Raw genomic sequence first — 23,702 nt, 5'->3', positions numbered from 1 at the left:
GCCACAGCTGAACAAGGAGACGGAACGACTGAAAGATCACCTTGACAAAGATTAGCCCATACAAGCGAGCGAGCGGCTTTGCGGTCGTCATCGATACTTCGTCGGTAAGGTCGGGTTGCTGACCCAACTAATTCGAAGGACGATCGATGACCGACGGCATGGTGAACCTGCGCGCTCGTGGAGAAGGCTCCGGATCCCGATCTCTTGCGCGAGGTGATTTGTATGCGGTCGAGCGCCTGAGCGAGTCGGAGACGGGGCCGCGATCGGCCGCGCCTATGGCAAGAAGAGGGCCCCACGTCCGCCGGCGCCGAGGCCATCAGGGCGCCCGCAAATAGCTCACTGCGGAGATCGGCAGCCCCAATTCTTCTGCGTCAGGATCACATCGGCCTGGCGAGGCGATCGCCTCGTGGGGGTATCTGCTGGTAGCCGGAGAAATCCTCGACCGCACTGGTCGCATCGGCAACCTGGCCGTTGACTGCTGTGTTGCTGCTCTTGGCAAGAATCTAGCCGCGCTGAGCCGAGAGCGCAAACAGGATGCGCTAAGCGTTCCTTGATAATGCGGGCTGCTTTCGGGCGGCAGCTTTGCATCCGTCTCGGACGTTACCTTTTCGAGCTTGGCATGAGACGCCGAGGGCTCTTGCCGGCGAAGGATCATTCGAGATGCCTTTGTGGAGGCCGTCCTCTGGAATCTTGACGGAGGGACCAATCGACTTCACTTCGAGCAATTCCTCCCGCCCGCTGCCGTACATCTGGGATGTTGGACAATTGACCGACAACACACCCGTCCGGGCAGCTGACGCATTTGCCTGCATTGAGTAGCTTTACCGCGGAGTTCAGGTTGTGGCTCATCGCAACGGGAGCAATGATGGCGATCCTCGCCAAGCGCGGTGGTCCTCGGGAATGGCGCCGTCGATCGAGGTGATCCTCGGCGGGCCGCAAAAGGCAGCTGTGCCCTCGTTGGCCTCGGCAGGCAAAGCGGTGGTCAGCAAAATCCAGAGTAGCGGCGCATGCCGAGCGAAACGGGAATCGATATGCATCGGCCTCACCTCAAGCGGCGGTTGAACGGGGAATGCGCGGCAGGTTCTCGGCCAGTAGCCGCCAGTCGTGGCGCTCGGGTTCGCCTTCCTTGCGCGTCCCGAAGAACTGGACGATCATCTTGCCATTGGCGCCATAGGCTTCGAGTGACGTGACGTGACCGTCCCTGGTCGGCTTGCGCACGGCCCAAACCTCACGGATGTGGTGGGCCCTGAGATGCAGGTGGAAAGTCTCGTCGAGCACATTGATGCAAGGCCCGATCTGCTTGACCGACTTGATAGGGCCGGAATGAATCTGGATGCAGCCACGATTGCCGACGAAGCACATGATCGGCATCTCGTCCTCGGCCGCACGATGGAACATGGCGCCAACGGCAGCATTGTCGAGCAGCCAGGCGTAATCCTGGCCGACCATGCGCACCGCCTGGCGGCGGCTGAGGTTCAGGGCCTTCAGCATGCCGAAGAACTGGTGCACGTCGGTCAGCCGACTCCAGTGCTCCCGCAGGTCATCGACTGTAGCGGCTTGGTCCGCAATCTTTGCGAGGTTTTCGGCTGACCTCCCCTCAACCGACACGATCGGCTCCTGGTTCGAGGATTGGAGCTCGTCTGTCAGTTTTTGATAGGCATAGAGGTTGGAGGACGACCTCAGATGCACCTTGTGCACTGCCTCGCCTGCGGCGTCGAAGAATTGCAGGCTGCGGTGGATCTCCCCGCCATCGCGTGCCTCGACCGCAAAGCCGTGCGCCCACACGTTCGCGAAGATGCGCAAATCAATGTCCTTGCCGAGCACCATGGCGTGACGCTTTCCGGTGAACACCTTATCGTAGATGCCTATCTTCTCATGCACGGCACTGGCATTGCGGGTCAGCGCCATCACCTCGCCGACCGCCTCGAGACCGGTCAGCATATCATTAACGCGTGGCTGGATGCGCACCGTGCCAAAACCGCAATGTGCCGCGGAAAGCTCCGCTTCCGAAATGCCCAATTGGGCGGCGAGATCGTGGTCGCGGATTTTGGGGCTGTCTTCGCGTGCCCGCCGGATTCTCTCCGGCGACGGTTTCTCGTGCTGGTGCATGTCTTCACCCCTGCTTGCGCATACTGTCGGTAGGGCGTCTTCGCCCTCGCCAAAAAAGAGCTCAAAAGTCGTGCCAATTTCTCGAAGCGTCTCGGAAGCCCGGCTGACGAGCCAGTTCAGAGGGAACTCGAGCCCACCCCCCTGTGGCGGTCTCGACAAATCCGACAATGCTGTCGGTTGCCCAACGCCTTCGCGGCAACAGCCGAACCAGAATCGTGGCCGCGTTGGCGATGTCGCACTGTCCGGAAACGGTTTTTCCCATTGGCACGGTCCATGCACGGTGATGCCCAAACCGTCACGCACTGAGGAGAAACGAGCAATGATTACGCTCACCGACAAGGCCGTTGCCGCCGTTAAAACCGCTCTTTCCGCCGCTAGTGAGCCGGCAGAAGGCTTTCGTATCAAGGTCGAGGCCGGCGGCTGCTCCGGCTTCAAATACTCGATGGGCCTGGAGAGCGTCCCGCGCGAGGGCGACGCGATCATCGAGACAGATGGGATCAAGGTGTTCGTAGACGCCGGCACCCAGCCGCATGTAGCCGGCATGGCCGTCGACTTCGTCACGGGTCTCGAAACCTCCGGCTTTGTCTTCGACAATCCGAATGCGAGCGGGAAGTGCTCCTGCGGCAAGTCCTGTAGTTGATTGCCGAAGAAGGAGAGAGTGCGCCTGAGGTGAGCTTGTCGGTGCGATGGCGGCCCAATCTGCGCCAATTTGTGGGGCACCTGCACCGCTTCTGGATCGTCTCCGCCAGCAACGGCATGCGCAACGCTCGATGCGACCGGGTTTGCGCCTCCCTTCCACTCCATTGAGGACCACAGCCCATGAAAGTTGTCTATCTCGACAACAACGCAACGACACGGGTCGATCCTGAAGTCTTTGAAGCGATGTTGCCGTTGCTTACGGATCAATTCGGCAACCCTTCGTCGGCGCACGGTTTTGGCGCCCTTGCCGGTGCCGCGTTGAGAAACGCGCGGCGCCAGCTGCAGGCGCTGATCGGCGCGGAGTTCGACGACGAGATCACCTTCACCTCGGGTGGAACGGAAAGCGACAATGCTGCCATTCTTTCGGCGCTCCAGGTGATGCCTGACCGAACAGAGATTGTGACTTCCGCCGTCGAACATCCGGCCGTTCTGACGCTCTGCGCGCATCTCGAGGAGACGCGCCGCGTCAAGGTGCACAGGATCCCGGTGGATTGCCAGGGCCGGCTCGACGTTGACGCTTACCGGGCTGCTCTCAGCCCAAACGTGGCAATCGTCTCGATCATGTGGGCCAACAACGAGACTGGTACGATCTTCCCTGTCGCCAAGCTCGCCGAATTGGCCAAGGAAGTCGGCGCCCTTTTCCACACTGATGCCGTGCAGGCAGTCGGCAAGTTCCCGATCGACCTGAAATCAACCGCCATCGACATGCTGTCGCTCTCCAGTCATAAATTTCATGGACCAAAAGGGGCCGGCGCACTTTTCGTCAAGCGCGGCGTGCCGTTCCAGTCCCTGATCAAGGGGGGTCACCAAGAGAGCGACCGGCGCGCGGGCACCGAAAACACGCCCGGCATAGTCGGGCTCGGCATGGCCGCCGAACTCGCCTTGAAATTCATGGATGAGGAGACCCCACGGATAAAGTGGCTCCGCGACCGGCTGGAGAACGGGCTTGTCCAGCATGTCCCAAACAGCTTCATCAACGGCGATCCCCTGGAGCGCTTGCCGAACACCGCAAACATTGCCTTCGAAGGTTTTGAAGGCCATGGAATCCTGCATCTCCTCAACCGCGAGGGTATCGTCTGTTCCTCCGGGTCCGCCTGCACATCGGGCTGTGCGGAGCCAAGTCACGTCCTGAGGGCGATGAAAATGCCACATGGGGCGGTCCGCTTCTCTTTCGCGCGTGACAACGGACAAGAAGAGGTAGACCGGGTGCTAGAGGTCTTGCCTTCAATTGTGGAGAAGCTGCGCGACGCCCACAGTTCCGGGTCGAATATACGGAGCGCCGAAGGCCTTCAATGCGTACCAGGTCTCAGCGGCAGATGAACCGGCGTCCATTCATGAGCGGTCGGGTCTTTCTCAAGGATACTACCCTGCGCGAGGGCGAGCAGGCATCCGGCGTTGCCTTGACGGTGGCGGAAAGCTTGCGATCGAGATCGACGCAATTTGCGCCGTGGTCGCACGGAGTGTTCCGGTGCGGTTCACGGCAGGGCGCCGGATGACCTCACGGGATTTCCATGCATCAGTCGAGAGCGGCGTCCGTGCCCTCAATCTGTCGTTGCCTGCATCGGATTTCCAGCTTGCCACGAAGCTGGGGCTAGTCCGGGAAGGAGCGCTAAAGCTCATCGAGCATATGGTCGGGCGCGCGGCCGCCAGCGGCTTTTTCCTCGCCCTGGGCTCTGAGGATGCTTCGCATACCAACCAGGACTATCTCGCCCGCCTTATTAAGACGGCGGCGCGCGCCGGCGAAAGCCGCGTCAGCCTGGCCGATAGTGTCAGCGCCCTCGATCCCTTTTCGACCTTCGAGCTTGTCACCCCGCTCGCAGCGAAGTCTCCCGTCGACCTCGAATTCCATGCGCATAACGATCTCGGCCTCGCTACCGCCAACACGGTGGCCGCGTTCCGCGCCGGCGCGCGCCATGCCTCGGTCGTCCTTGGAGTCGGCGAGCGCGCGGGCAATGCCGCACGCGAAGAGTTGGCCGCCGCGATGGCTGTCCTTCAGGATGCAGATACCGAAGTCGGCCTCACCGCATTGCCCCCCTTGGCGGCCGAGGAGACCTCGGGCGGGGCCGAGCGCCAGGTCGAGGGCCAATCCGGAGACAGTCGAGCCCATCCCGCTCGGGCCCTGCGGGCCCTTGCGTCAGCCCACCTCGCTCGCTTCCAAGCGGGGCCGGCTGCCTCCATGGAGATCGACCAGTTGTACCGCGCGCCACGTCCGGCCTCGGCACCGGAGGCAGTTGTGTCGACCAGGCGATTGCCGCGCTGGCTCAGCGCATTCGTTCATCAAACCGCGGCTTTCGGGGCTGCATGTCGAATGTGCGACCAACGCACCAGAACCACCGTTTCCGACAAAGGGAGAACGCAATGAGTTGTTCCGCTGACAGCAGTTCCATCGACGTCACCAACATCCTCACGCGACTGAAAGGCCTGTCGTCCGCGGAGGAGTTCTTCGCTGTCCTTGGCGTCTCGTATGATCCGAAGGTGCTCAATGTCTCACGGCTCCACATCCTCAAGCGTGTGGGCCAATACCTTGCCGGGGAAGATTTCTCCGGTCTGCCCGACCAGGTGATCGCCGCGCGCATGCGCGCCATGCTGGAACGCGCCTACGAGGAGTTCGCGCTTTCCTCGCCGCTCACGCACCGGGTTTTCAAGGTGCTCAAAGATCACAATCCGAACAAACCTCACACGCCAGGCCGCACATTCGTTCCGTTCGACTCCGTCCTGAAGCGGTTCGGCGAATAAACGCTACATAGTTGCGACGCGACAATGTCGACAAGCCAACAATTCGGGCACCGAAACCGGGGGGCCTCAGAAATGATCAATGGAATTTAAAAGGAAAGACGCTCGCAAAACACTTGGCACGAATGATGCAAACAAGAACTCGCACCGCCAGCTCGCCTCGGGATAACAGCATAGAGAACGCCAATGCACATTGTCGTCAGCATCAAGCAGGTGCCGGACTCGGCACAGATACGGGTCCATCCGGTGACGAACACCATCATGCGTCAGGGTGTGCCGACCATCATCAACCCTTACGACTTGTTCGCCCTGGAAGAAGCACTCAGGCTACGCGACGCTTATGGTGGGGAGGTCACAGTGCTCACTATGGGTCCACCCATGGCAGAGGACTGCCTGCGCAAGGCGCTCGGCTACGGCGCCGATCGCGCGGTGCTTTTGACCGACCGCTATTTTGCCGGTTCTGACACGCTGGCCACCTCCTTTGCTCTTTCCCAGGCAATCGCGAAGATCGGCGAGACGTTCGGCACACCGGACGTGGTCTTCACGGGCAAACAGACGATCGACGGCGACACCGCCCAAGTCGGGCCCGGCATCGCCAAGCGTCTCGATCTCCTTCAACTCACCTATGTCGCGAAAATCGCCTCCATTGATCTTGCTGCAGGCGAGATCACGGTCGAGCGCCGTTGCGAGGGCGGCACCCAGAAGCTGAAGAGCAGGCTGCCTTGCCTCATCACCATGCTGGAAGGCACAAACGAGATGCGCCGGGGCTCGATCGAAGACGCGCTTTGCGCCGCGCGCAGCCAGATTGTGAAATGGAGTGCGGCCGAGGCCGGCATTGAAGACCTCACCAAATGCGGCTTGCGTGGCTCGCCGACGGTCGTCAAACGCGTTTTCGCCCCTAGCGCCCGTTCGGAAAAGGCGGAGCAAATTGAGACCGCCGAAAAGACGCTGCGCGATACCGCAGACGAACTGATTGGTGCAATCTTCACCCGCCAGCCGGCGCTGGAACCGGAACTCGCCTTCGAGGGCGCGTGACGGCAAGGAGCAGACCATATGTCGAGCACGAACTCAGACACCCCTCGCCAGCCCCCCGGCCGTGCCGGGATGAAGAAGGAGCTTCCTGAGCGTTTCAGGGACTATCGGCATGTCTGGGTTTTCATCGAGCTCGAACGTGGCCAGGTCCACCCGGTATCTTTCGAACTGCTTGGCGAGGGCCGCAAGCTGGCGGACAAACTTGGCGTCCAGCTCGCGGGCGCTGTGCTCGGACCCCCGGGAGAAGCGACCCAGAACGCAGTCGCCGAGGCCTTCGCCTATGGCGCCGACCTCGTCTACTTCGTTGAGGCGCCGGTGCTCGCCGACTATCGCAATGAGCCTTTCACCAAGGCGATGACAGATCTGGTTGCTACTTACAAACCCGAGATCCTGCTTCTCGGTGCAACCACGCTCGGCAGGGATCTCGCAGGTTCCGTCGCAACCACCTTGCTGACAGGGCTAACGGCCGACTGCACCGAACTTGACGTGGATGCTGACGGCTCGCTCGCCGCGACTCGCCCGACTTTTGGCGGTTCGTTGCTATGCACGATCTACACGCTCAATTACAGGCCGCAGATGGCGACGGTGCGACCGAGGGTCATGCCGATGCCCCAGCGGGCCGACAGAGCGATCGGGCGTGTCATCCCTCACAAGCTGTCGCTAGCCGAGGATGAAATTGTCACCAAGGTGCTAGGATTCCTTCCGGACGGCCAGTCGGGTATCGCCAATCTCGCCTATGCGGATGTGGTGGTTGCGGGAGGGCTCGGTCTCGGCGGAGCGGAGAACCTGCAGCTTGTGAAGAGTCTCGCGCGAGTGATAGGCGCCGAATTCGGCTGTTCGCGGCCGCTGGTCCAAAAGGGCTGGATGTCGGCCGATCGGCAGATCGGCCAAACAGGCAAGACAATCCGGCCGAAGCTTTACATAGCGGCCGGTATTTCCGGCGCCATCCAGCACCGCGTTGGAGTTGAGGGAGCCGATCTCATCGTGGCCATCAACACCGACCCGAACGCGCCGATTTTCGATTTCGCTCACCTCGGGATCGTCACCGATGCGGTCCGTTTCCTGCCCGCGCTGACCGAGGCCTTCACCCGGCGGCTGTCACCGCACAGTCGCGACAAGCTTGCGAGCTAAGGGAGATGGAAATGATCAACGAAGAGTTCGACGCCATTGTCATCGGGGCCGGCATGTCCGGGAACGCAGCTGCTTACACTATGGCAAGCGACGGCTTGAAGGTACTCCAGTTGGAGCGAGGTGAATATCCGGGCTCCAAGAACGTCCAGGGCGCCATCATGTACGCGAACATGCTGGAGAAGATCGTCCCGGATTTCCGGGATGATGCACCGCTCGAGCGGCATCTGGTTGAACAGCGGCTCTGGGTGATGGACGACACCTCCCACACCGGGATTCACTATCGGTCGGACGACTTCAACGAGGTGAAGCCCAACCGCTATACGATCATTCGTGCCCAGTTCGATAAATGGTTTTCGCGCAGGGTGCGCGAGGCCGGCGCGACGGTTCTGTGCGAGACGACGGTGACGGAACTCGTCCGTGACGCCAAGGGCAAGGTGATCGGCGTCCGCACGGACCGGGCCGGCGGAGCGATCTACGCGGACGTAGTTGTTCTTGCAGAAGGTGTCTGCGGGCTGCTTGGCACGCGGGGCGGTCTTCGCAAGATGCTGAAACCGGAAGCGGTGGCGCTCGCAGTAAAGGAGATGCATTTCCTGCCCGAAGAGGTCATTGAGCAGCGGTTCGGCGTCAAAGGGAGTGAAGGCTGCGTGATCGAGGCAGTCGGCACGATATCCCACGGCATGGCCGGGCTCGGATTCCTCTACACCAACAAGGAATCGATCTCACTGGGCATCGGCTGCCTCGTCTCGGATTTCGCCGCGAAGATGGAGAGCCCTTACGCCCTTCTCGATGCGCTGAAAAACCATCCTTCGATCCGGCCGCTGATCGCCGGTTCGGAGGTGAAAGAATACGCGGCGCATCTCATTCCCGAAGGTGGCTACAAGGCTATTCCGCAGCTCTTTGGCGACGGTTGGGTCGTTGTCGGCGATGCCGCGCAATTAAACAACGCCGTTCACCGCGAGGGTTCGAACCTCGCCATGACCTCCGGTCGCATTGCGGCTGAGGCTATCATACAGGTGAAGAGACGCAACGATCCAATGACCAAACGGAACCTCGCCCTTTACCAGACGATGCTGGATAAATCCTTCGTAGTCAAAGACCTGCGGAAATACAAAGACATGCCAGCTTTACTCCACACTAACGCCTGCAATTTCTTCACGACCTACCCGCGGTTGATGTCGCAAGCCGCGCAAAACTTCATGCGTGTCGACGGCACGCCAAAGATCGAAAAGGAAAAGGCGACCACGGCAGCCTTCATCAAGGCGCGCTCGCGGTTGGGGCTGGTCAGCGACGCGATCCGGCTGGCATTGGCGTGGCGGTGAGGCACTGACGACATGACGAACCCAGGGACAGAATTACGTGTCGAAGACAAGCTTTACCAGAACCGCTATCTTGTGGACTCCGGCCGTCCGCATATAAAGGTGCGACCGCACAAGCAACCAAGCGCGAATCTGCTCGCGCTGACACGCGTCTGTCCGGCGAAATGCTATGAATTGAACGACAAAGGTCAAGTTGAAATCACCGCCGATGGCTGTATGGAGTGCGGCACCTGCCGCGTTTTGTGCGAGGCCAGCGGCGAGATCGAATGGAATTATCCGCGTGGTGGCTTCGGCGTCCTCTTCAAGTTCGGATGATCGGCTTTGGCACCGTTTCGGCGGGTGTGCACCTGTGTACTCCCGAACTCGCGACAAAGCGCAATCTTGCCGGCACCATCTCGCCAAATTGCGGAGCGAATGAACTTCCTGAACTGATGAAAAGGCGCTTGGGAGGAGCACCCTGGACCACAACCGCTGAGGTGTTTCCATGGCTCACATACGGCCGGATGATCGGGTCAACGGAGTAGGACCTCGAGACACCTTCCGCAAACCCGCCAGTGATGGGATGTTCGAAGCAGATGACTGGCTCAAGGGAATCTATGAGGTGTCGAAGGCGCTGACGGCTCCCGCCCGGCTGGAGGTTACGCTGGCCAATGTCGCGAACACTCTCCCGTCGTTTGTGCAAATGCGTCATGGAGCAATCTTTGTCCTGGACTCTGAAGGTGAGCCGGAGATCGCCGCGAGTGCCGGCAGCGGCCCATCAAGCACTCACCCCATCATACCAAAGGCGGCAATAGATCAAATCGTCGCTACGGGCACGCGGCTCGTCATCGCGGACCTCAGCACGTCCGAGTTGTTTCAGGCCGAGCCTCAAACACGTCCTGGTGTCAGTTCCCTCCCGATGGCCTTTATCGGCGTCCCGGTTAAGGCTGAGGACAGGATCCTTGGGACGTTGTCGATCGTAAGAGACAGCGTACACGGGTCCCGCTACGATGAGGACATCTGCTTCCTGACGATGGTGGCCAACCTCGTAGGCCGCACTATTCGCCTCCATCGCGGCTTGACTAGGGATCGTGAGCGGCGCGCCGATGAGAGCTGGACAGCGGAGAATTCGTCCGATGAGGACCGGACCGACCCCGTCCCGCATGCACCCGTCAAGATGGATGGGATCATCGGGGAGAGCCCCGCACTCAAGCAGGTGCTCGAAACCGTCTCCATTGTAGCAAGGACGAATTCCACCGTGCTCCTGAGGGGCGAGAGCGGCACCGGCAAGGAGTTTTTCGCGCAAGCCATACATAGGCTCTCGCGCCGGCGGAGGAAGTCTTTCGTCAAGTTGAACTGCGCCGCACTGTCGGAAAGCGTTCTGGAGTCGGAGCTGTTCGGACATGAAAAAGGCGCCTTCACAGGGGCAATTTCCCAGCGCGCCGGCCGTTTTGAATTGGCAAACGGGGGAACGCTGCTACTCGACGAAATCGGCGAGATTTCACCTGCATTCCAAGCCAAGCTGTTACGTGTCTTGCAGGAAGGCGAACTGGAGCGCGTTGGCGGTACCAAGACGCTGCAGGTCGACGTGCGACTTATATGCGCCACCAACAGGGATCTCGAGTCGGCTGTCGTAAGCGGGGAGTTCAGGGCCGACCTTTATTATCGCATCAATGTGGTGCCAATCATCCTGCCTCCGCTCCGAGAGCGACCGGGGGATATCCCTCGCCTTGCGAACGCCTTCCTCGAACGATTCAACAAGGAGAACCATCTCGAACTCGCCTTTGCGCCGTCGGCGCTCGAGTTTATCTCGCAATGCTACTTCCCTGGAAATGTCCGCGAATTGGAGAACTGCGTGCAAAGGACGGCCACGCTAGCGCGTTCAAGGACAATCGCTCCATCAGATTTTGCCTGCAACAATAACCAATGCCTATCTTGGCTCCTCTGGAAAAGAGCTGATCATTCGCACAGCGGCAATACCGGCAACCAGCGCTTTCGAAGCAATATAATGCCCGCCGGATTGCCGATGCCGGCCGGGCGCTTCGGCGCCCCGCAGGATAACGTGCGACCCCATACTGCCGACCCTGCAAACGATCCCGCTCTCCCTGCAATAGGCCCGCGCCTGACGGAACGCGACCGGCTGATCGGCGCGATGGAGAAGGTCGGCTGGGTTCAGGCCAAGGCCGCCCGTGTCCTCGGTGTTACGCCGCGACAGGTCGGATATGCTTTGCGCCGACACGGGATCGAGGTGAAGAAATTCTAGCGTTCTCATGAGGTGGAGAACGAGAACACTGCGCCAGCTACGCGAAATGTGTCGGAGCCCGGGCCAAAGCTGCGCGAGTGTGTGATGCTGTCACCCCTTCATCACCCGCCCTTGCCGACGTCTTGCCGATCGCAGAAAGGAGTCACCCCACTCTCCTGAATCGGAACCATGCAGACCCAAGTGAGCAGTGGCAACTTCACCGCGGACGAGCTCGCCGTCGCCGAGACCGACATCCTCGTCGGAAGACCGGTCGGGAGTTGTGCCGAGGGCGATCACGGCCGAGCGGTCGACGCGGGATTTCTATCTTGAACTGATGTCCGGCCGGGTCGTCTTCCTCACCTTCTAACATAGTCCTGTTAGAAGTCCGACAAAGCTATGTCGGAGCAACTCCATGATATCCGACGCGCAAAGCCAATTCGTGAACTAGCGCCACTTTTTCAGTTGGCATTGCTCTTGCGCTTCGAACCGCGACGTTAACCCGTAACGGAGCCGTTCAATGGCCGCACCGGCGATTTCAGTTGAGAGCCTGACCGGCGCAAGGGTCTCCGACCAGTTGCTGGTGAGCGCCAAGTCGGGTGGCTGTGCATCTTCCTCCTGCGGATCGTCGACAAGGCCGGACGATGTGGACCCGGCCATCTGGGACAAGATCAAGGATCACCCGTGCTTTTCAGAAGAGGCGCACCACTATTTCGCGCGCATGCACGTCGCCGTCGCGCCGGCCTGCAATGTCCAGTGCAACTACTGCAATCGCAAATATGATTGCGCCAACGAAAGCCGGCCCGGGGTTGTCTCGGAAAAGCTGACGCCCGATCAGGCAGTACGCAAGGTGATCGCGGTCGCCAATGAAGTGCCGCAGCTTTCCGTGCTTGGGATCGCCGGACCGGGCGATGCCTGCTACGACTGGGAGAAGACGAAGGCGACGTTCGAACGCGTCGTCAGGGAAATCCCCGACGTCAAGCTTTGCGTCTCTACGAATGGGCTCGCGCTGCCCGACCACGTCGACGAGCTTGCCGACATGAATGTCGACCACGTGACGATCACGATCAACATGGTCGATCCGGAAATCGGCGCAAAAATCTATCCCTGGATTTTTTACGATCACCGCCGCTATTGCGGCATAGAAGCCGCCAGAATTCTGCACGAGCGGCAGATGCTGGGATTGGAGATGCTCAGCGCACGCGGCATCCTCACCAAAATCAATTCGGTGATGATCCCCGGAGTGAATGACCAGCACCTGATTGAGGTGAATAAGTGGGTCAACCAGCGCGGCGCGTTTCTGCACAACGTCATGCCTCTGATTTCGGACCCGGCGCACGGCACGCACTACGGATTGACCGGGCAGCGCGGCCCAAATGCAATGGAGATGAAGGCTCTTCAGGATCGTCTTGAAGGCGGCGCCAAGTTGATGCGCCACTGCCGGCAGTGCCGGGCAGATGCCGTCGGCCTGCTGGGCGAGGATCGTGGCCAGGAATTCACGCTCGGCCACATCCCCGGTGAGCTCACCTACGATGCCAGCAAACGCGAAGCCTATCGGGAGCTGGTCGCGGACGAGCGCCGTGATCACCTCGCGGCTAGGAGCGAAGCGATCGGAATGGTCAAGACTGCGAGCTCCGGCAAGTCCCTCCTCGTCGCGGTGGCAACTAAGGGTGGCGGCCGCGTCAACGAACACTTCGGCCATGCCAAGGAATTCCAGGTGTATGAAGCCTCGGCGCGGGGGATCAAGTTTGTCGGGCACCGCAAGGTTGAGCAGTATTGCCTCGGGGGTTGGGGCGAGAAGGCCACTCTCGACGGGGTCATCACTGCGCTGGAAGGCGTAGACGTAGTGCTTTGCGTCAAAATTGGAGATTGCCCCAAGGATCAGCTCGCGGCCGCCGGTATCCGAGCAACCGACGCTTACGGCCATGACTACATCGAAACGGCAATCGGCGCGATTTACGCCGCCGAGTTCGGCGTCCAGGCACTCGCGGTGACAGCCTGAACCCATCTCATTTACTCGAATCAGGAGTCAAAATGGCTTTCAAGATCATCGCATCCCAATGCACACAATGCGGCGCCTGCGAATTCGAATGCCCGTCGGGTGCGATCAAGTTCAAAGGCGAGAGCTACGTGGTCGAGCTGCAGAAGTGCACCGAATGCGAAGGAGCTTTCGACACTCAGCAATGTGCTTCGGTGTGTCCTGTGCCGAAGACCTGCGTTCCTGCCTGAGTCCACTGGGCACCCACACAAGTGGCTGCCCCGGGGAATGCCTGCGCGCCTCATCAATGACAGTAGCTCAGAGAACCAAAGGAACCGCCATGTGGCTCGCACGCGAACAGGAGGTGGAAATCCGCAGACCCCCCCAATTTCAGCCGGGAGAGCGGGTCCGTGCCACTCGCCACATTAAGAATGACGGCACCTATCCTGGCAGGGAGATCGGCGAAAATCTCGTGCGCAAGGGCGAAGAGGGTTACGTGCGAGACATTGGCACGTTTCTCCAGCAGTTCTTCATCTACGCGGTCGAATGGATCGACCGTGGGACGGTCGTCGGCATGCGAGCGCGTGAATTGACGAGCCTCGACAAAGCCGACGCTTCCTGCAGTGCCGAAGAAAACGCCAATAAAGGAACGGCCGGATGAAAGTAATGATCCGCAGGACCGAGGCCGGGTTGTCGGCGTATGTCCCCAAAAAGGATCTCGAGGAGCCGATTATCAAGTTCGAGAACCAGGACCTGTGGGGCGGGATCGTAACGCTCAGGAACGGCTGGCGGCTCCTCCTTCCCGATCTTCCGCCGCATACGCGTCTGCCGATCACCGTCGAGGCAAGGAAGCTTTCCGACGGGGACTGATGCCGCCCGTCAATGAGAGGCGTCAAGAGGAAACGAGCATGAACACGATCCCGACCTCGGGCCACCTAGTCGTCGTCCGGGACAGTTTTGCCCGAAAGCTGCTTGAGCTGGCCAGACGAGCGTTAGTCTCCGATCAGGTGATCCCATATCTCGGTCCGGGTCTCCTCCGGCTCAGCTCTGCTGAGCCGCCTGTGCCGTGTACCCCCGAAGCCGTTGCCGAGGCACTCAACACGCGGGCGCCAGCCCCCTCGAAGATCCGCACCAATATGTGGTCGGTCGCGCAGTTCATTGAACAGCGCCGGCATCGCCGCACACTTCAAGCTTGGATGACTGATATATTTGCGGGGCCGGCGGCGCCGAGCATCCTCCACGCCTGGCTCGCAAAACTCCCGCTCTCCCTCATCATCGACAGCTGGTACGAAGGCGCCATGCGCGCGGCGCTGGCAGAGGCCGGCCGAACCGACGTCGTCGAGATACAAGGCGTTACGCGGGCGAACGAAGTTGGCGACATTTGGACCAGAACTTACGACTTGTCGGGAAGGGAACTCGAGGCTGGAGCAGCGACGAAGACGGTTCTCTATGCGCCACATGGCAGTATTAGGCCGGCCGCAAATTTCCTCATCGCCGATTCCGACTATGTCGAAGCCCTGACTGAAATCGATATCCAGACGCCTATCCCTGACGTGGTCAAGGAACGACGCGTCGACCGGGGTTTTTTCTTCGTCGGCTGCCGCTTCAATGATCAGATGCTGCGCACTTACGCCAGCCAGATCATGAAGCGCTCAGAAGGCCCTCGTTACGCGATAATGGACGGGCAAACGCTGACCAGAAACGAAGCCCGTTTCCTTGCGGCGAGCGGAATCACGGTGATCGACATGCCAGCGAGCGAAGCCGTGGCGCAACTCGCCGGCTCAGCATGTTGAGCCGATGGTGGCCAGGATCAACTTGGAGGGACGTCTTTGATGTGAGTCGACCGGCTCGCTTCCGAAGGCGGAAAATTCAGTCGGGGGCACTCGGTGGGCAGTGATGCTGTTGGCACGACCTCTCTCAAATCGTCCGCGCATGTAAAAGCGGCCGGGTGGGGCCGGGGCTTGAGCACGCTACTGCGCATTACGCGCATGAATTTGAGGCACCCGTGGCAGGTCGCGTTAGCTATCGGTTCGACGATGGTAGCCGTAATCCTGCAGTTGCTCATTCCCCAGCTTCTCGGCCGGGCTGTCGACCAGACCCAAGTAGCCATCGGGGGCGGTGTCACGGTGACGGCTGCAGAACAAGCCCTCTGGACTCCTGCTCTCCTGCTGCTCGGCGCGAGTACGCTACGCGGCCTCTTTACGATGGCGCAAAACTACTTTGCCGAAGCCGTCGGGCACCACGTCGCGTACGAACTGCGGCTTGCTTGTTACGACAAGGTCCAGCGCCTGAGCTTTTCCTTTCATGACCGGGTGCATTCAGGCGACCTGATCACCCTCGGCATCCTCGATCTCGACGGCGTGCGGATGTATTTTTCCACCGCCCTGGTTAGGTTCTTTCTGCTCACCATGCTGATCGGGATAGGCGCCTGCATGATGATCTCAACCGACCCGGTGCTCGGTTTGATCGCGCTGAGCTTCGTGCCTTTCGTAGCCTGGCGATCGTCGGTCACCCAGCTTAAGCTACGCGCCATCTGGCTCGACCTGCAGGAGCGGCTTTCCGTCCTGGGCCGCGTGATGGAAGAAAATCTCGCGGGCATCCGCGTTGTCCGGGCGTTTTCGGCACAGGCTCATGAGATGGCGAAGTTCGACATCGCCTCGACAAACGCGCTCGAACTCGCGCACGAGCAGGTTGACGTGTACGTGCCCAACACGTCGGCAATGACCCTCGCCTTCTTTGTCGCCATGGGGTTGGTCCTCTGGGTCGGTTGCGACAAACTCATCGCCGGCCAGATCAGCGTTGGAACGCTCACGACGTTCCTGACGTTCATGACGATCCTGCAAATGCCCGTCCGCCAGATCGGACTGATGGTCAACGGCTTTGCCCGCGCTTACACTTGCGGTTCGCGCCTCTTCAGTCTGCTCGACCAGGACATCACGATCGGGGATGCTTCCGGTGCAAGACCGCTCGAGATCGGTGAAGGAACTCTGCGCTTCGACAATGTCTCGTTTGCATATCCCGGCACCGGAAACCGCGTCATTCTAAAGAATATTACCTTCTGCGCCCGTAGGGGCGAGACGATCGCGATCGTGGGTCCGCCGGGTTCTGGCAAGTCGACGATTGCTCACCTGATCCCCCGCTTTTACGATGTCACTGGTGGCACCATCATGCTTGACGGGCAAGACATCCGCGGAGTCACCCTCGCATCGCTTCGCAAGGCGGTCTCGGTCGTACAGCAGGATGCATTCCTGTTCACAACCACGATCGAGAACAACATCGCTTATGGCGACCCCTGGGCGAAGGAACAGGCGATCGAGCGCGCTAGCGAATCCGCGCAGTTGCACAATTACATTCTCGGCCTCCCCGCTGGCTACAAGACGGTCGTCGGCGAACGTGGCGCCTCTCTCTCGGGCGGCCAGCGTCAGCGTCTCACCATAGCTCGCACGATGATGTTGCGCCCATCAATCGTCGTTTTCGACGACTCAACGGCCGCGATCGACGCCGCCACAGAGCAGCGCATCCGCGCGGCGATACGGCGTTTCGCCAAGGATAGGGTGACGATCATCATCGCCCACCGGCTGAGTTCACTCAAGCACGCCGACCGGATTCTGTTTGTCGACAACGGCGAGATCGTGGAACGCGGCACCCATCAAGAGCTTTTGGCCAAGCGAGGACGCTATAAGGCGCTTTATGATCTTCAGTTGCGCCCGGGAGATGACATTGCGACCACGTTTGGAGGCGCGCCCTGATGGCCAAGCGGCACGCCAACGAACTCGAAATCGAACCGAATGATAGCGGTAGACGCCCTCCGCGCGCGGTCGTCGGGTCCCATCGCATCGAGGAGGAGATCTTTGGCCGGGCTTTCGACAAGAACATCATTCGCCGCATATGGGCCTTCGTTCGTCCCTACCGAGCCATGGCGGTCGTCTCGCTTGCCGCATTGCTGATTTTCACTGGCACGCAGCTTCTCATCCCGCTGATCATCCGCTACGCGATCGACCACGCCATAACTCCGGTAGGCGCTGATGCATCCGCCCTTCTTGAGGCCGCCCTCGCGTTTGCGCTTGCCATTCTGGTTAATTTCGGCGCCGCCTACGCGCAAGAGACCGTGGTAGGGAAAATGGCCGAGAACGTCCTCTTCGACATCCGCCGCGCCATGTTTGCCCATCTGCAGAAGGTATCGCTTTCCTTCATGGACAAGACCGAGGTAGGACGCCTGATGTCTCGCCTTCAGGGCGACGTCAACTCTATCCACGAATTTCTCGAAAACTCGATCTACTCCGTAGGCGACATTGCGCTTCTCTTCGGCATCATCTTCGTAATGCTGTCGGTCAACTTCAACCTCGGCTTTCTGACGCTCTCGGTCTTGCCGGCCCTGTTGATTATCCGCATCGTGTGGCTGCCGCGTGCCCGCGAGGCCTTCATGGCTGCACAAGAGACCAATTCAGTCGTCAACGGCGCATTGGCCGAAGCGATTCAAGGCGTCCGAACCGTCCAGTCCATGGACCGCCAGTACGTCAACTTCGTATTGTATGACGACAAGGCACATGCCGACCTCACGACCCACCTGACCGCTGCCAAATATGCACAGGTCATGGTCCCGATCGTCGATGGCCTCACCGGCCTCGCCATGGCTGTCGTCATTGTGGTCGGCGGCTCCATGATCATGAATAGCCGCGTCGATGTGGGCGTATTGGTTGCCTACATATTCTATATCCAACGCTTCTTTGACCCAATTCGCTCACTTACTCTGCAATATTCCGTCATGCAGCGCGCAATGGCCTCCGGCAAGCGCCTGACCGATGTGCTCGACGTCAGGATCGAGGTCCAGGACAAACCGGATGCCAGGATCCTTGCGCCCGAAATGGACGGCTCGGTCGAGTTCAGGAGCGTCACGTTCGGGTACGATCCCAAACAGCCGGTGCTGAAAAACGTCTCCTTCCGGGTCAATCCCGGCGAGACGGTCGCCTTAGTCGGGCCGACCGGCTCTGGCAAATCGAGCGCGATGGCCCTCGTCCACCGCTTCTATGATATTCAGCAAGGCCAAGTGATGGTCGGCGGACATGATGTGCGCGATCTCACCCAGGAATCGCTCGGCACTCAGATCGCTATGGTGCTGCAGGAACCGTTTCTGTTCACTGGGACGGTTTTTGAGAATATCCGCTACCACAAGACGGAAGCCACGAGGGAGAAAGTGATCGAGGCCGCCAAGGTGGTCGGCGCCCACGACTTCATCATGAGACTTTCCGACAGGTATGAAACCCAACTCGGCGAACGCGGCGGCAACCTTTCTCTCGGCCAGCGCCAGCTTGTCAGTTTCGCCCGCGCTCTCGTCGCCGACGCCAAGATCCTTGTTCTTGACGAGGCCACCGCCAACATCGACAGCTACACGGAAATGCTCATCCAGAAAGCTCTCAGAAAACTCCTGGAAGGCCGCACCGGGCTTGTCATCGCCCACCGTCTCGCCACAATCCGTGGTGCCGATCGCATCATCGTGCTTCAGAACGGCCAGGTTATGGAGACCGGCAGCCATGACAAACTGATGGCTATGGGCGGGCTCTATTCCAAACTCTACAATCTGAACTACTCGTCATTCGACGACATTCCCGAAGAGGAAGCCGATCCGACCGGACAAGCCGCCTCTCGTACCTGATGCTCCTTGCGAGCAGTATCTGACCGTCCAGGGCCACCGGCGAAAGCGCGGACAGCGATTGCGCTAAATCCCGGACGGCCATGGGAACCTGATCATCACAGGCCAGATCGGAACCGGCAAGTCGTGGCTGGCCGGCGCCTTCGGCCGGCAAGCAGCAGGGCTCGATCGTTTCGTGCTCTATGTGCGCGTGGCCATGTTGGAGGATTGCGCTCCCCCATCTCGATGGACGCTTCCCACGCCTCTTCGACAAACTCACCCGCGCGCCTGCTCGTCCACCGCGATCTTCTCTCCATCCAGAACCCGCGCGACGAATTTCAGCAGCTCATCCATTTGGCTACACTCCTTCCAAGGCACCCTTGCTCTCCTTGCAAAGGGGCCGAAAGTGTAACCCATGTCTCCGGAATGAACTGAAGTGCATCTCTCGGGAAGGGCACAGTCGCTTAGCTGGGCTTTCGAGCAAATCTGCCACTTGGTCCCACACCAAATCTCCCACCCAGCGCCAAATGCTGCTAGAAGCTGGTGACTTCCATAAAGGGGACTTTCAGGGCGGCACAGAGGCTTCTCATTGACGAGGAGTGGAGTCCGTTATCGCCGGATACAAGGTGGCATGGCGGCTTAGCGCCATTTTGCGCACAATGGACGAGCGCTATGACGGGGACCTTTTCGTTTGCGGCAGCGTTTAACCGATGCCCTGAGGTCATAAAGATTTCATTGAGTGCGCCAGCGGCGACGTATACATCGGAATCGAGTTCGACAATTTCGATGTCCGACTCCAATATTTCATCGGCCAAGCTTTTGTCGAAGATGCGAATCTGGTCGAAAACCTCTTTGGGTACCGCAATGCGTTCGACTATGGCTCGTTGGAACAGAGCGGCTTTCAGGTTTCCGCCAGCTTCGCTAAAATAGAGACATGCCTCTAGATCCAGCACAAAATTGATGCCGCTATAGGCCATGCCGTTATGGCCCCAGCCGGTTAACACCGATGGCGGCGATCTGCTTTATCGTACTTGGCTTCAGATTGGTGAGCCGGTACGCATCGAACTGAGAAATTGCCTTCCTGTCGACGGCGGCAGTGAGCATGTTAGGCAGAAGATATCCGAACCTGGCAATCTGCGAGCTGATCCCACCGCCCCCGCTGGTTTCCTCACCTTCATCTTCTTCTTCGATCATGGGGATTTTAGACGGCAGCGTCGCAGACCACGCCCCGTAAAAGCCTTTGCTCAAGTCCAGATCAGAGACGCGTAAGGCGCTCGCCTGCTTACTGGCGCCAAATCGTCTGGAAAGGATATCAACGACGGCCCTGGGATCCCTTCCCGCGACCCTTTTATACGCTTGGGAAAATTCCTCTGCAGGCATCATGACCGAGGCAGTTACCGAGTTGCAGAATCTTTCAACCTGGTTGTTGAGAATGGCCGGGTCCGAAACTCCCGTTTTGCCAAGGAGCACATGCACTACTTCATGCATCAGTGTGAACAGCTTGGTAGCGGGCCGCTGTCCGGTTGTGTTCACGAAGATGATAGGAAAGTCACCGGTGGGAGAGTAACAAAACCCACGGAACGGGTCCGCTACCCTATCGCAGAGCACGATGATGCCTTTCCGCTCTAGCGATACACGCGTCTCTCTGAACGTCAGGGTCGGATCTACCGATCCGTCGGGGCGCTGGACGGGGACATAGAGCGATTTCAGTAGCTTTTGCGCGGTCGACTGCTGATTGATGGTCACGCTATTCGTATTGGCGAACCTGGTGCAGTCTTCGAACGCTCGGTCCGCCAGGTAGGCGGCAATAGAACGAGCGCGCGCGATTCGCGTCAGTCCTGCCGATGTAAGAACCGCTGGCCTGTTATTGGCGGTGCGAAAATCGGGCATATTGGCGTCGATTTTTACGTCTTTGGCGAACAGGAACTGGACCGGTACAGCCAGAGCGGAGGCAAGTGAGAACGCCACCCGCTTGCTCACATCGGTCGGGGTCGTTTCAATTTCGGTCAGCAAATCTGGTCGGATATTCGCCTCAATCGCGATCGCTTCGATTGATAATCGTCGCGCGCCGCGGATGCTTTCGACGGCCGAAGGTCGGGGGGTAAGTTTCAATGGCATCTCAGTCGCTCGCAATAGAGTGTTTTCGGCTCAATGAGTTTTCCGGACTGCTTCAACTAGCATTCGGATTAAATTTGGCGCTGTCGATTTTCAAAGAGCTAGCAATTGTCCCTCGAGGCCCGCTTGCACGCCAGATCGCGGCAATCGAAACGTTAATCGCATCAAGAAAGGTGAGAAACCCCTCATCAGCCGGCAGCCTTCGGGCACGTTTGGAATCGGCAAAGCGAGAGATCGTAATCAATGACGATAGCTTGGCCACCTGGGTAACGTGTTGCGCGGCCGTCACATCCTTGTTCGGGCTGACGGCGCTATATTGGTCGTTCTACGCTGCGGTGGACCAATCTTGCATGGGCGAGCCGCTTGCTCTCTTTACGACCATTGTGCATTTCGTTCCCCTCCCATTGGCTATTCTAATCCTCTACGCCAGAGCCCATTTTGTCTATAAAGACGTTTGGCAAAAGATCAATTTGCTTAAGCAAGATGCACTAGCATAGCGCTTGGCTGACTCTAACACAGCGTCTCGCATGCCCTTCCGTCGCCATCGCGGTCCAGCCTGCCACCCCACGGACAGTTGCTGAGATACCACTGGGCTTCATCGCATGAGCTGATTTTCGAGCAAGTCCGCCGCGGCTGGCACGAGTAACTTTGCACTACCTGTCGGCTGATGATGCCGAGAGGCTGGCTGACGGCCGGTCGGGCATGGTCCGCTTGCTCAGCGCGCCAATCCCATGGCGCCTCGAACTCGCCAGCCCAAAGACCGACCTTCGCCGCCTTGGCCTTCGCCTGCTGCCCTGCATAGCCGCCTCGGCTGTAACGGGGCCAGTCGAGCGCCTGGCCGTTCTCCACCAGCCACGAGGCAACGCTTTTCCCGTCGGCCCGCGAGCAGTCGGCAACAAAGCGGCTGTAGCGGTCCCAAGCGACAAAAGTGCACCGGACCGGCCTCGAGGCTGCCAGGAAGGTGTCAAGGGCGGCGGCGGACTTCGCACCGCACTGGTAGCGGAAGCCCTTGGCGTCATCGCACTGTTGCGCGGCCTCCGGGGCGTCGATTCCACTGAAACGAATATGCTGTCCGCGGATTTCGATCGTATCGCCGTCGATTACGGAAGCAACACCCGCTATCGGAGCGGGCGCCGGGCCGATCCATTTCACTGCTTCTTGGAAACCGTCGGTGTGCTGCAGGAAGTACTGTGTCGCGAATGCGGCCACTGCCGCGATGGTCACATACACCAGCCGCATCGGCACGCCCGAGAATAGTCGCGCACGATACCGCCTTAAGCCAGCGCGCTTCCTCCACTGGCCAGACCGATTATTATATCGAGATTTGTCCAAGTCCCCGCTCCCTCGGGAACAATGCGTTACTGGCTCCGGAGAGTCCAGTGGCCCTTCACGGTCGCGCGGACAGGTCCGTGGCAAGAGCGTTCGGCTTCGTGGGCATGAAGCCATTGACCTCGTGGTCGCCGGGACCACCTTCCTGGGCCTTGCGCCCCCCCAACAAGGAACGCGACGGCCCACCCGATCGTTGACGTCTTTTGGTCGAGCCGCCGTCATGCCATCCCTGGATACGCAAAACGGCATACGATCCGGACAGCAGAATCCTTTCCGTGTGGCTCGTCGCCAGCGGCAAACGATAAGTTTGAGGACATCCCACCGGAGACCTTTGCCGCGTTCAAGGCCGCGTTTGCCAAGGGCCGCTTCTTCAATGACCACATCCGCAATCACTTCCGCTACCGTCTGGTTGGCCCCGCGGTCGGCTGAGCAGCATCAGCGGACGATCTCTCTTTTGGCAGTGAGGCGGCTCATTCATCGCGGCTCCCCGGCCCAACCCTTTGCGAGGCAAGGTCGGACATCGGAACGAAAGGCGGATTCGCGAATTTCTACTGCTAGATAATCGGAATCGTCGCCCATGAGGCTCGCGACCCTCCACCTTGAAAATACGGCGATCTATATCGCGCGGAAAGGCTCGCGCGGTTGAGGCAGCAATGATCCGGCACATCAAGCGCACTGACGCCTCGGCTCAAAAAGTCGAGCAGTTTGGCCGAAGCAAACGCACCCATGGACCGGCTCGCGCGGCATCAGTAGGGCCGCTCCTATGTGCGCTCACCCCCGACGACGTAAGGAACGAGGCTGCTGCCAAGGAGGAGGGGCTGCTACGCTCCTCTACCTAGCGCTCGATACTTCCAACTGCCGGTTGGTAGACGCGTCCTGACGGCGTGCATAGGTTTTCGGTTCACCGGGCACACTACCCCCGCCCACACCCCTGCGCCTGGTGAACGCTGAGAAGTCTCGCCCGCGGTGCCGAAAGGTGCGGCGGGCTTTTTTTGTTGTCCGAGATGTCCTGAATCGTATTAGTTGCGCAGAATTTGGCCGGAGGGGGTGGTATGCCGATTAATCGAAAGGCTAAAGAATTTGGCGTCTTCAGTGCATCCGAAGTAGCTACGCTGGGCCGCGTGTTCGACCGGCTCAAGAGGGAGGGCGACTCCGAACACCTCCGTGAGGCTCTCGCGTCCCGGATCCTGGCAAATTATACGGCCGGTATCACTGACGAGGACGAACTTGTCTCAGCGTCAAAGCTGCCGTTGGGTCGGTAGGCGCACGCAAATAGGTCCTGCTTTCACCGCTTTTTTCGGCGGAGGCCATCGATCCCGCGCGAATGGGAACGCTGGCCGGCATGTTTTTGTTTCCGCAGCCCTGCGGAATCACGTTCCGTTCACTCTGGCTAATATAAGCTTGGTGCCTAGA

23 protein-coding genes are annotated in these 23,702 nt (G+C 59.7%); 19 read left to right on the top strand and 4 right to left on the bottom strand.

Going from position 1 to position 23,702, the window contains the following annotated elements; translation table 11 throughout:
- Positions 1 to 1,047: 1,047 nt before the first annotated feature.
- Positions 1,048 to 2,109, bottom strand: a complete 1,062-nt coding sequence (locus AC0L3D_RS24100; protein WP_473629450.1) for a hemin-degrading factor — start codon at positions 2,107 to 2,109, stop codon at positions 1,048 to 1,050.
- Positions 2,110 to 2,428: 319 nt separating this feature from the next.
- Here AC0L3D_RS24100 and AC0L3D_RS24095 point away from each other — a divergent pair, with 319 nt between their 5' ends.
- The 17 genes from AC0L3D_RS24095 to AC0L3D_RS24015 all read left to right on the top strand — a co-directional run bounded on the left by AC0L3D_RS24095 (position 2,429) and on the right by AC0L3D_RS24015 (position 18,869).
- Positions 2,429 to 2,749, top strand: coding sequence for a HesB/IscA family protein (locus AC0L3D_RS24095; RefSeq protein ID WP_473517689.1), 321 nt, complete (start codon positions 2,429 to 2,431; stop codon positions 2,747 to 2,749).
- A 179-nt stretch (positions 2,750 to 2,928) separates the two neighbouring features.
- Positions 2,929 to 4,128, top strand: a complete 1,200-nt coding sequence (gene nifS, locus AC0L3D_RS24090; protein ID WP_473629451.1) for a cysteine desulfurase NifS — start codon at positions 2,929 to 2,931, stop codon at positions 4,126 to 4,128.
- 172 nt (positions 4,129 to 4,300) lie between these two features.
- Positions 4,301 to 5,170, top strand: a complete 870-nt coding sequence (locus AC0L3D_RS24085; protein ID WP_473646010.1) for a beta/alpha barrel domain-containing protein — start codon at positions 4,301 to 4,303, stop codon at positions 5,168 to 5,170.
- Positions 5,167 to 5,544 (top strand): nitrogenase stabilizing/protective protein NifW, encoded by a 378-nt coding sequence (gene nifW, locus AC0L3D_RS24080; RefSeq protein WP_473629453.1) that lies wholly within the window; start codon positions 5,167 to 5,169, stop codon positions 5,542 to 5,544. Before AC0L3D_RS24085 ends, nifW begins: the two co-directional genes overlap by 4 nt.
- Before the next feature lie 183 nt (positions 5,545 to 5,727).
- Positions 5,728 to 6,576 carry an electron transfer flavoprotein subunit beta/FixA family protein gene (locus AC0L3D_RS24075; protein ID WP_473629454.1) on the top strand — a complete coding sequence of 283 codons (849 nt, stop codon included), beginning with the start codon at positions 5,728 to 5,730 and terminating at the stop codon, positions 6,574 to 6,576.
- 18 nt (positions 6,577 to 6,594) lie between these two features.
- Complete coding sequence (locus AC0L3D_RS24070; RefSeq protein WP_473517693.1) at positions 6,595 to 7,704, top strand: electron transfer flavoprotein subunit alpha/FixB family protein; 1,110 nt, start codon at positions 6,595 to 6,597, stop codon at positions 7,702 to 7,704.
- An 11-nt stretch (positions 7,705 to 7,715) separates the two neighbouring features.
- On the top strand, positions 7,716 to 9,023 hold the full coding sequence (locus AC0L3D_RS24065; protein ID WP_473629455.1) for an FAD-binding protein: 1,308 nt from the start codon (positions 7,716 to 7,718) through the stop codon (positions 9,021 to 9,023).
- A gap of 12 nt (positions 9,024 to 9,035) precedes the next feature.
- Complete coding sequence (locus AC0L3D_RS24060; RefSeq protein WP_473457739.1) at positions 9,036 to 9,335, top strand: ferredoxin family protein; 300 nt, start codon at positions 9,036 to 9,038, stop codon at positions 9,333 to 9,335.
- Between the two features lie 247 nt (positions 9,336 to 9,582).
- Positions 9,583 to 11,262, top strand: coding sequence for a nif-specific transcriptional activator NifA (nifA, locus tag AC0L3D_RS24055; RefSeq protein ID WP_473480608.1), 1,680 nt, complete (start codon positions 9,583 to 9,585; stop codon positions 11,260 to 11,262).
- 180 nt (positions 11,263 to 11,442) lie between these two features.
- Positions 11,443 to 11,571, top strand: a complete 129-nt coding sequence (locus AC0L3D_RS24050; protein ID WP_280952227.1) for a hypothetical protein — start codon at positions 11,443 to 11,445, stop codon at positions 11,569 to 11,571.
- A gap of 187 nt (positions 11,572 to 11,758) precedes the next feature.
- A complete protein-coding gene (nifB, locus tag AC0L3D_RS24045) occupies positions 11,759 to 13,240 on the top strand; it encodes a nitrogenase cofactor biosynthesis protein NifB (RefSeq protein ID WP_473646008.1) in 1,482 nt (493 codons plus the stop codon).
- A 32-nt stretch (positions 13,241 to 13,272) separates the two neighbouring features.
- Positions 13,273 to 13,467 carry a 4Fe-4S dicluster domain-containing protein gene (locus AC0L3D_RS24040; protein ID WP_008878193.1) on the top strand — a complete coding sequence of 65 codons (195 nt, stop codon included), beginning with the start codon at positions 13,273 to 13,275 and terminating at the stop codon, positions 13,465 to 13,467.
- Between the two features lie 89 nt (positions 13,468 to 13,556).
- Positions 13,557 to 13,877, top strand: a complete 321-nt coding sequence (locus AC0L3D_RS24035) for a nitrogen fixation protein NifZ (RefSeq protein WP_473480610.1) — start codon at positions 13,557 to 13,559, stop codon at positions 13,875 to 13,877.
- Positions 13,874 to 14,086 (top strand): putative nitrogen fixation protein NifT, encoded by a 213-nt coding sequence (gene nifT, locus AC0L3D_RS24030; RefSeq protein WP_473480612.1) that lies wholly within the window; start codon positions 13,874 to 13,876, stop codon positions 14,084 to 14,086. Before AC0L3D_RS24035 ends, nifT begins: the two co-directional genes overlap by 4 nt.
- A 38-nt stretch (positions 14,087 to 14,124) precedes the next feature.
- Entirely contained in the window at positions 14,125 to 15,009 is an 885-nt protein-coding gene (locus AC0L3D_RS24025) for an SIR2 family NAD-dependent protein deacylase (protein WP_473480614.1), read from the top strand.
- Positions 15,010 to 15,102: 93 nt separating this feature from the next.
- Complete coding sequence (locus AC0L3D_RS24020) at positions 15,103 to 16,965, top strand: ABC transporter ATP-binding protein (protein WP_473480616.1); 1,863 nt, start codon at positions 15,103 to 15,105, stop codon at positions 16,963 to 16,965.
- Complete coding sequence (locus tag AC0L3D_RS24015; protein ID WP_473480618.1) at positions 16,965 to 18,869, top strand: ABC transporter ATP-binding protein; 1,905 nt, start codon at positions 16,965 to 16,967, stop codon at positions 18,867 to 18,869. Before AC0L3D_RS24020 ends, AC0L3D_RS24015 begins: the two co-directional genes overlap by 1 nt.
- Before the next feature lie 509 nt (positions 18,870 to 19,378).
- Here AC0L3D_RS24015 and AC0L3D_RS24010 read toward each other — a convergent pair.
- Positions 19,379 to 19,822, bottom strand: a complete 444-nt coding sequence (locus tag AC0L3D_RS24010; RefSeq protein WP_473646006.1) for a hypothetical protein — start codon at positions 19,820 to 19,822, stop codon at positions 19,379 to 19,381.
- Between the two features lie 4 nt (positions 19,823 to 19,826).
- Positions 19,827 to 20,957: an ImmA/IrrE family metallo-endopeptidase gene (locus AC0L3D_RS24005; RefSeq protein WP_473646004.1), complete on the bottom strand. Its 1,131-nt coding sequence runs from the start codon at positions 20,955 to 20,957 to the stop codon at positions 19,827 to 19,829.
- Here AC0L3D_RS24005 and AC0L3D_RS24000 point away from each other — a divergent pair.
- Complete coding sequence (locus tag AC0L3D_RS24000) at positions 20,957 to 21,457, top strand: hypothetical protein (RefSeq protein WP_473480625.1); 501 nt, start codon at positions 20,957 to 20,959, stop codon at positions 21,455 to 21,457. The genes AC0L3D_RS24005 and AC0L3D_RS24000 overlap by 1 nt on opposite strands.
- A 13-nt stretch (positions 21,458 to 21,470) precedes the next feature.
- Here the strand turns inward: AC0L3D_RS24000 and AC0L3D_RS23995 are convergent, their stop codons facing one another.
- Positions 21,471 to 22,199 carry a thermonuclease family protein gene (locus tag AC0L3D_RS23995; protein WP_473480628.1) on the bottom strand — a complete coding sequence of 243 codons (729 nt, stop codon included), beginning with the start codon at positions 22,197 to 22,199 and terminating at the stop codon, positions 21,471 to 21,473.
- Between the two features lie 279 nt (positions 22,200 to 22,478).
- On the opposite strand from AC0L3D_RS23995, the gene AC0L3D_RS23990 reads away from it, so the two are divergent.
- Positions 22,479 to 22,718 carry a KTSC domain-containing protein gene (locus AC0L3D_RS23990; RefSeq protein ID WP_473646014.1) on the top strand — a complete coding sequence of 80 codons (240 nt, stop codon included), beginning with the start codon at positions 22,479 to 22,481 and terminating at the stop codon, positions 22,716 to 22,718.
- The last annotated feature ends 984 nt before the right edge of the window (positions 22,719 to 23,702 follow it).

The organism is Mesorhizobium sp. WSM4837 (genome assembly GCF_055811435.1).
The sequence above is the reverse complement of the archived record's forward strand: the minus strand, read 5'-3'. Positions and strand labels throughout refer to the sequence as shown.

Coding starts and splice junctions, on each gene's coding strand:
- AC0L3D_RS24100 (WP_473629450.1), bottom strand. CDS start 2,109: ATGCACCAGCACGAGAAACCGTCGCCGGAGAGAATCCGGCGGGCACGC.
- AC0L3D_RS24095 (WP_473517689.1), top strand. CDS start 2,429: ATGATTACGCTCACCGACAAGGCCGTTGCCGCCGTTAAAACCGCTCTT.
- nifS (WP_473629451.1), top strand. CDS start 2,929: ATGAAAGTTGTCTATCTCGACAACAACGCAACGACACGGGTCGATCCT.
- AC0L3D_RS24085 (WP_473646010.1), top strand. CDS start 4,301: ATGACCTCACGGGATTTCCATGCATCAGTCGAGAGCGGCGTCCGTGCC.
- nifW (WP_473629453.1), top strand. CDS start 5,167: ATGAGTTGTTCCGCTGACAGCAGTTCCATCGACGTCACCAACATCCTC.
- AC0L3D_RS24075 (WP_473629454.1), top strand. CDS start 5,728: ATGCACATTGTCGTCAGCATCAAGCAGGTGCCGGACTCGGCACAGATA.
- AC0L3D_RS24070 (WP_473517693.1), top strand. CDS start 6,595: ATGTCGAGCACGAACTCAGACACCCCTCGCCAGCCCCCCGGCCGTGCC.
- AC0L3D_RS24065 (WP_473629455.1), top strand. CDS start 7,716: ATGATCAACGAAGAGTTCGACGCCATTGTCATCGGGGCCGGCATGTCC.
- AC0L3D_RS24060 (WP_473457739.1), top strand. CDS start 9,036: ATGACGAACCCAGGGACAGAATTACGTGTCGAAGACAAGCTTTACCAG.
- nifA (WP_473480608.1), top strand. CDS start 9,583: ATGTTCGAAGCAGATGACTGGCTCAAGGGAATCTATGAGGTGTCGAAG.
- nifB (WP_473646008.1), top strand. CDS start 11,759: ATGGCCGCACCGGCGATTTCAGTTGAGAGCCTGACCGGCGCAAGGGTC.
- AC0L3D_RS24040 (WP_008878193.1), top strand. CDS start 13,273: ATGGCTTTCAAGATCATCGCATCCCAATGCACACAATGCGGCGCCTGC.
- AC0L3D_RS24035 (WP_473480610.1), top strand. CDS start 13,557: ATGTGGCTCGCACGCGAACAGGAGGTGGAAATCCGCAGACCCCCCCAA.
- nifT (WP_473480612.1), top strand. CDS start 13,874: ATGAAAGTAATGATCCGCAGGACCGAGGCCGGGTTGTCGGCGTATGTC.
- AC0L3D_RS24025 (WP_473480614.1), top strand. CDS start 14,125: ATGAACACGATCCCGACCTCGGGCCACCTAGTCGTCGTCCGGGACAGT.
- AC0L3D_RS24015 (WP_473480618.1), top strand. CDS start 16,965: ATGGCCAAGCGGCACGCCAACGAACTCGAAATCGAACCGAATGATAGC.
- AC0L3D_RS24010 (WP_473646006.1), bottom strand. CDS start 19,822: ATGGCCTATAGCGGCATCAATTTTGTGCTGGATCTAGAGGCATGTCTC.
- AC0L3D_RS24000 (WP_473480625.1), top strand. CDS start 20,957: ATGGCATCTCAGTCGCTCGCAATAGAGTGTTTTCGGCTCAATGAGTTT.
- AC0L3D_RS23995 (WP_473480628.1), bottom strand. CDS start 22,199: ATGCGGCTGGTGTATGTGACCATCGCGGCAGTGGCCGCATTCGCGACA.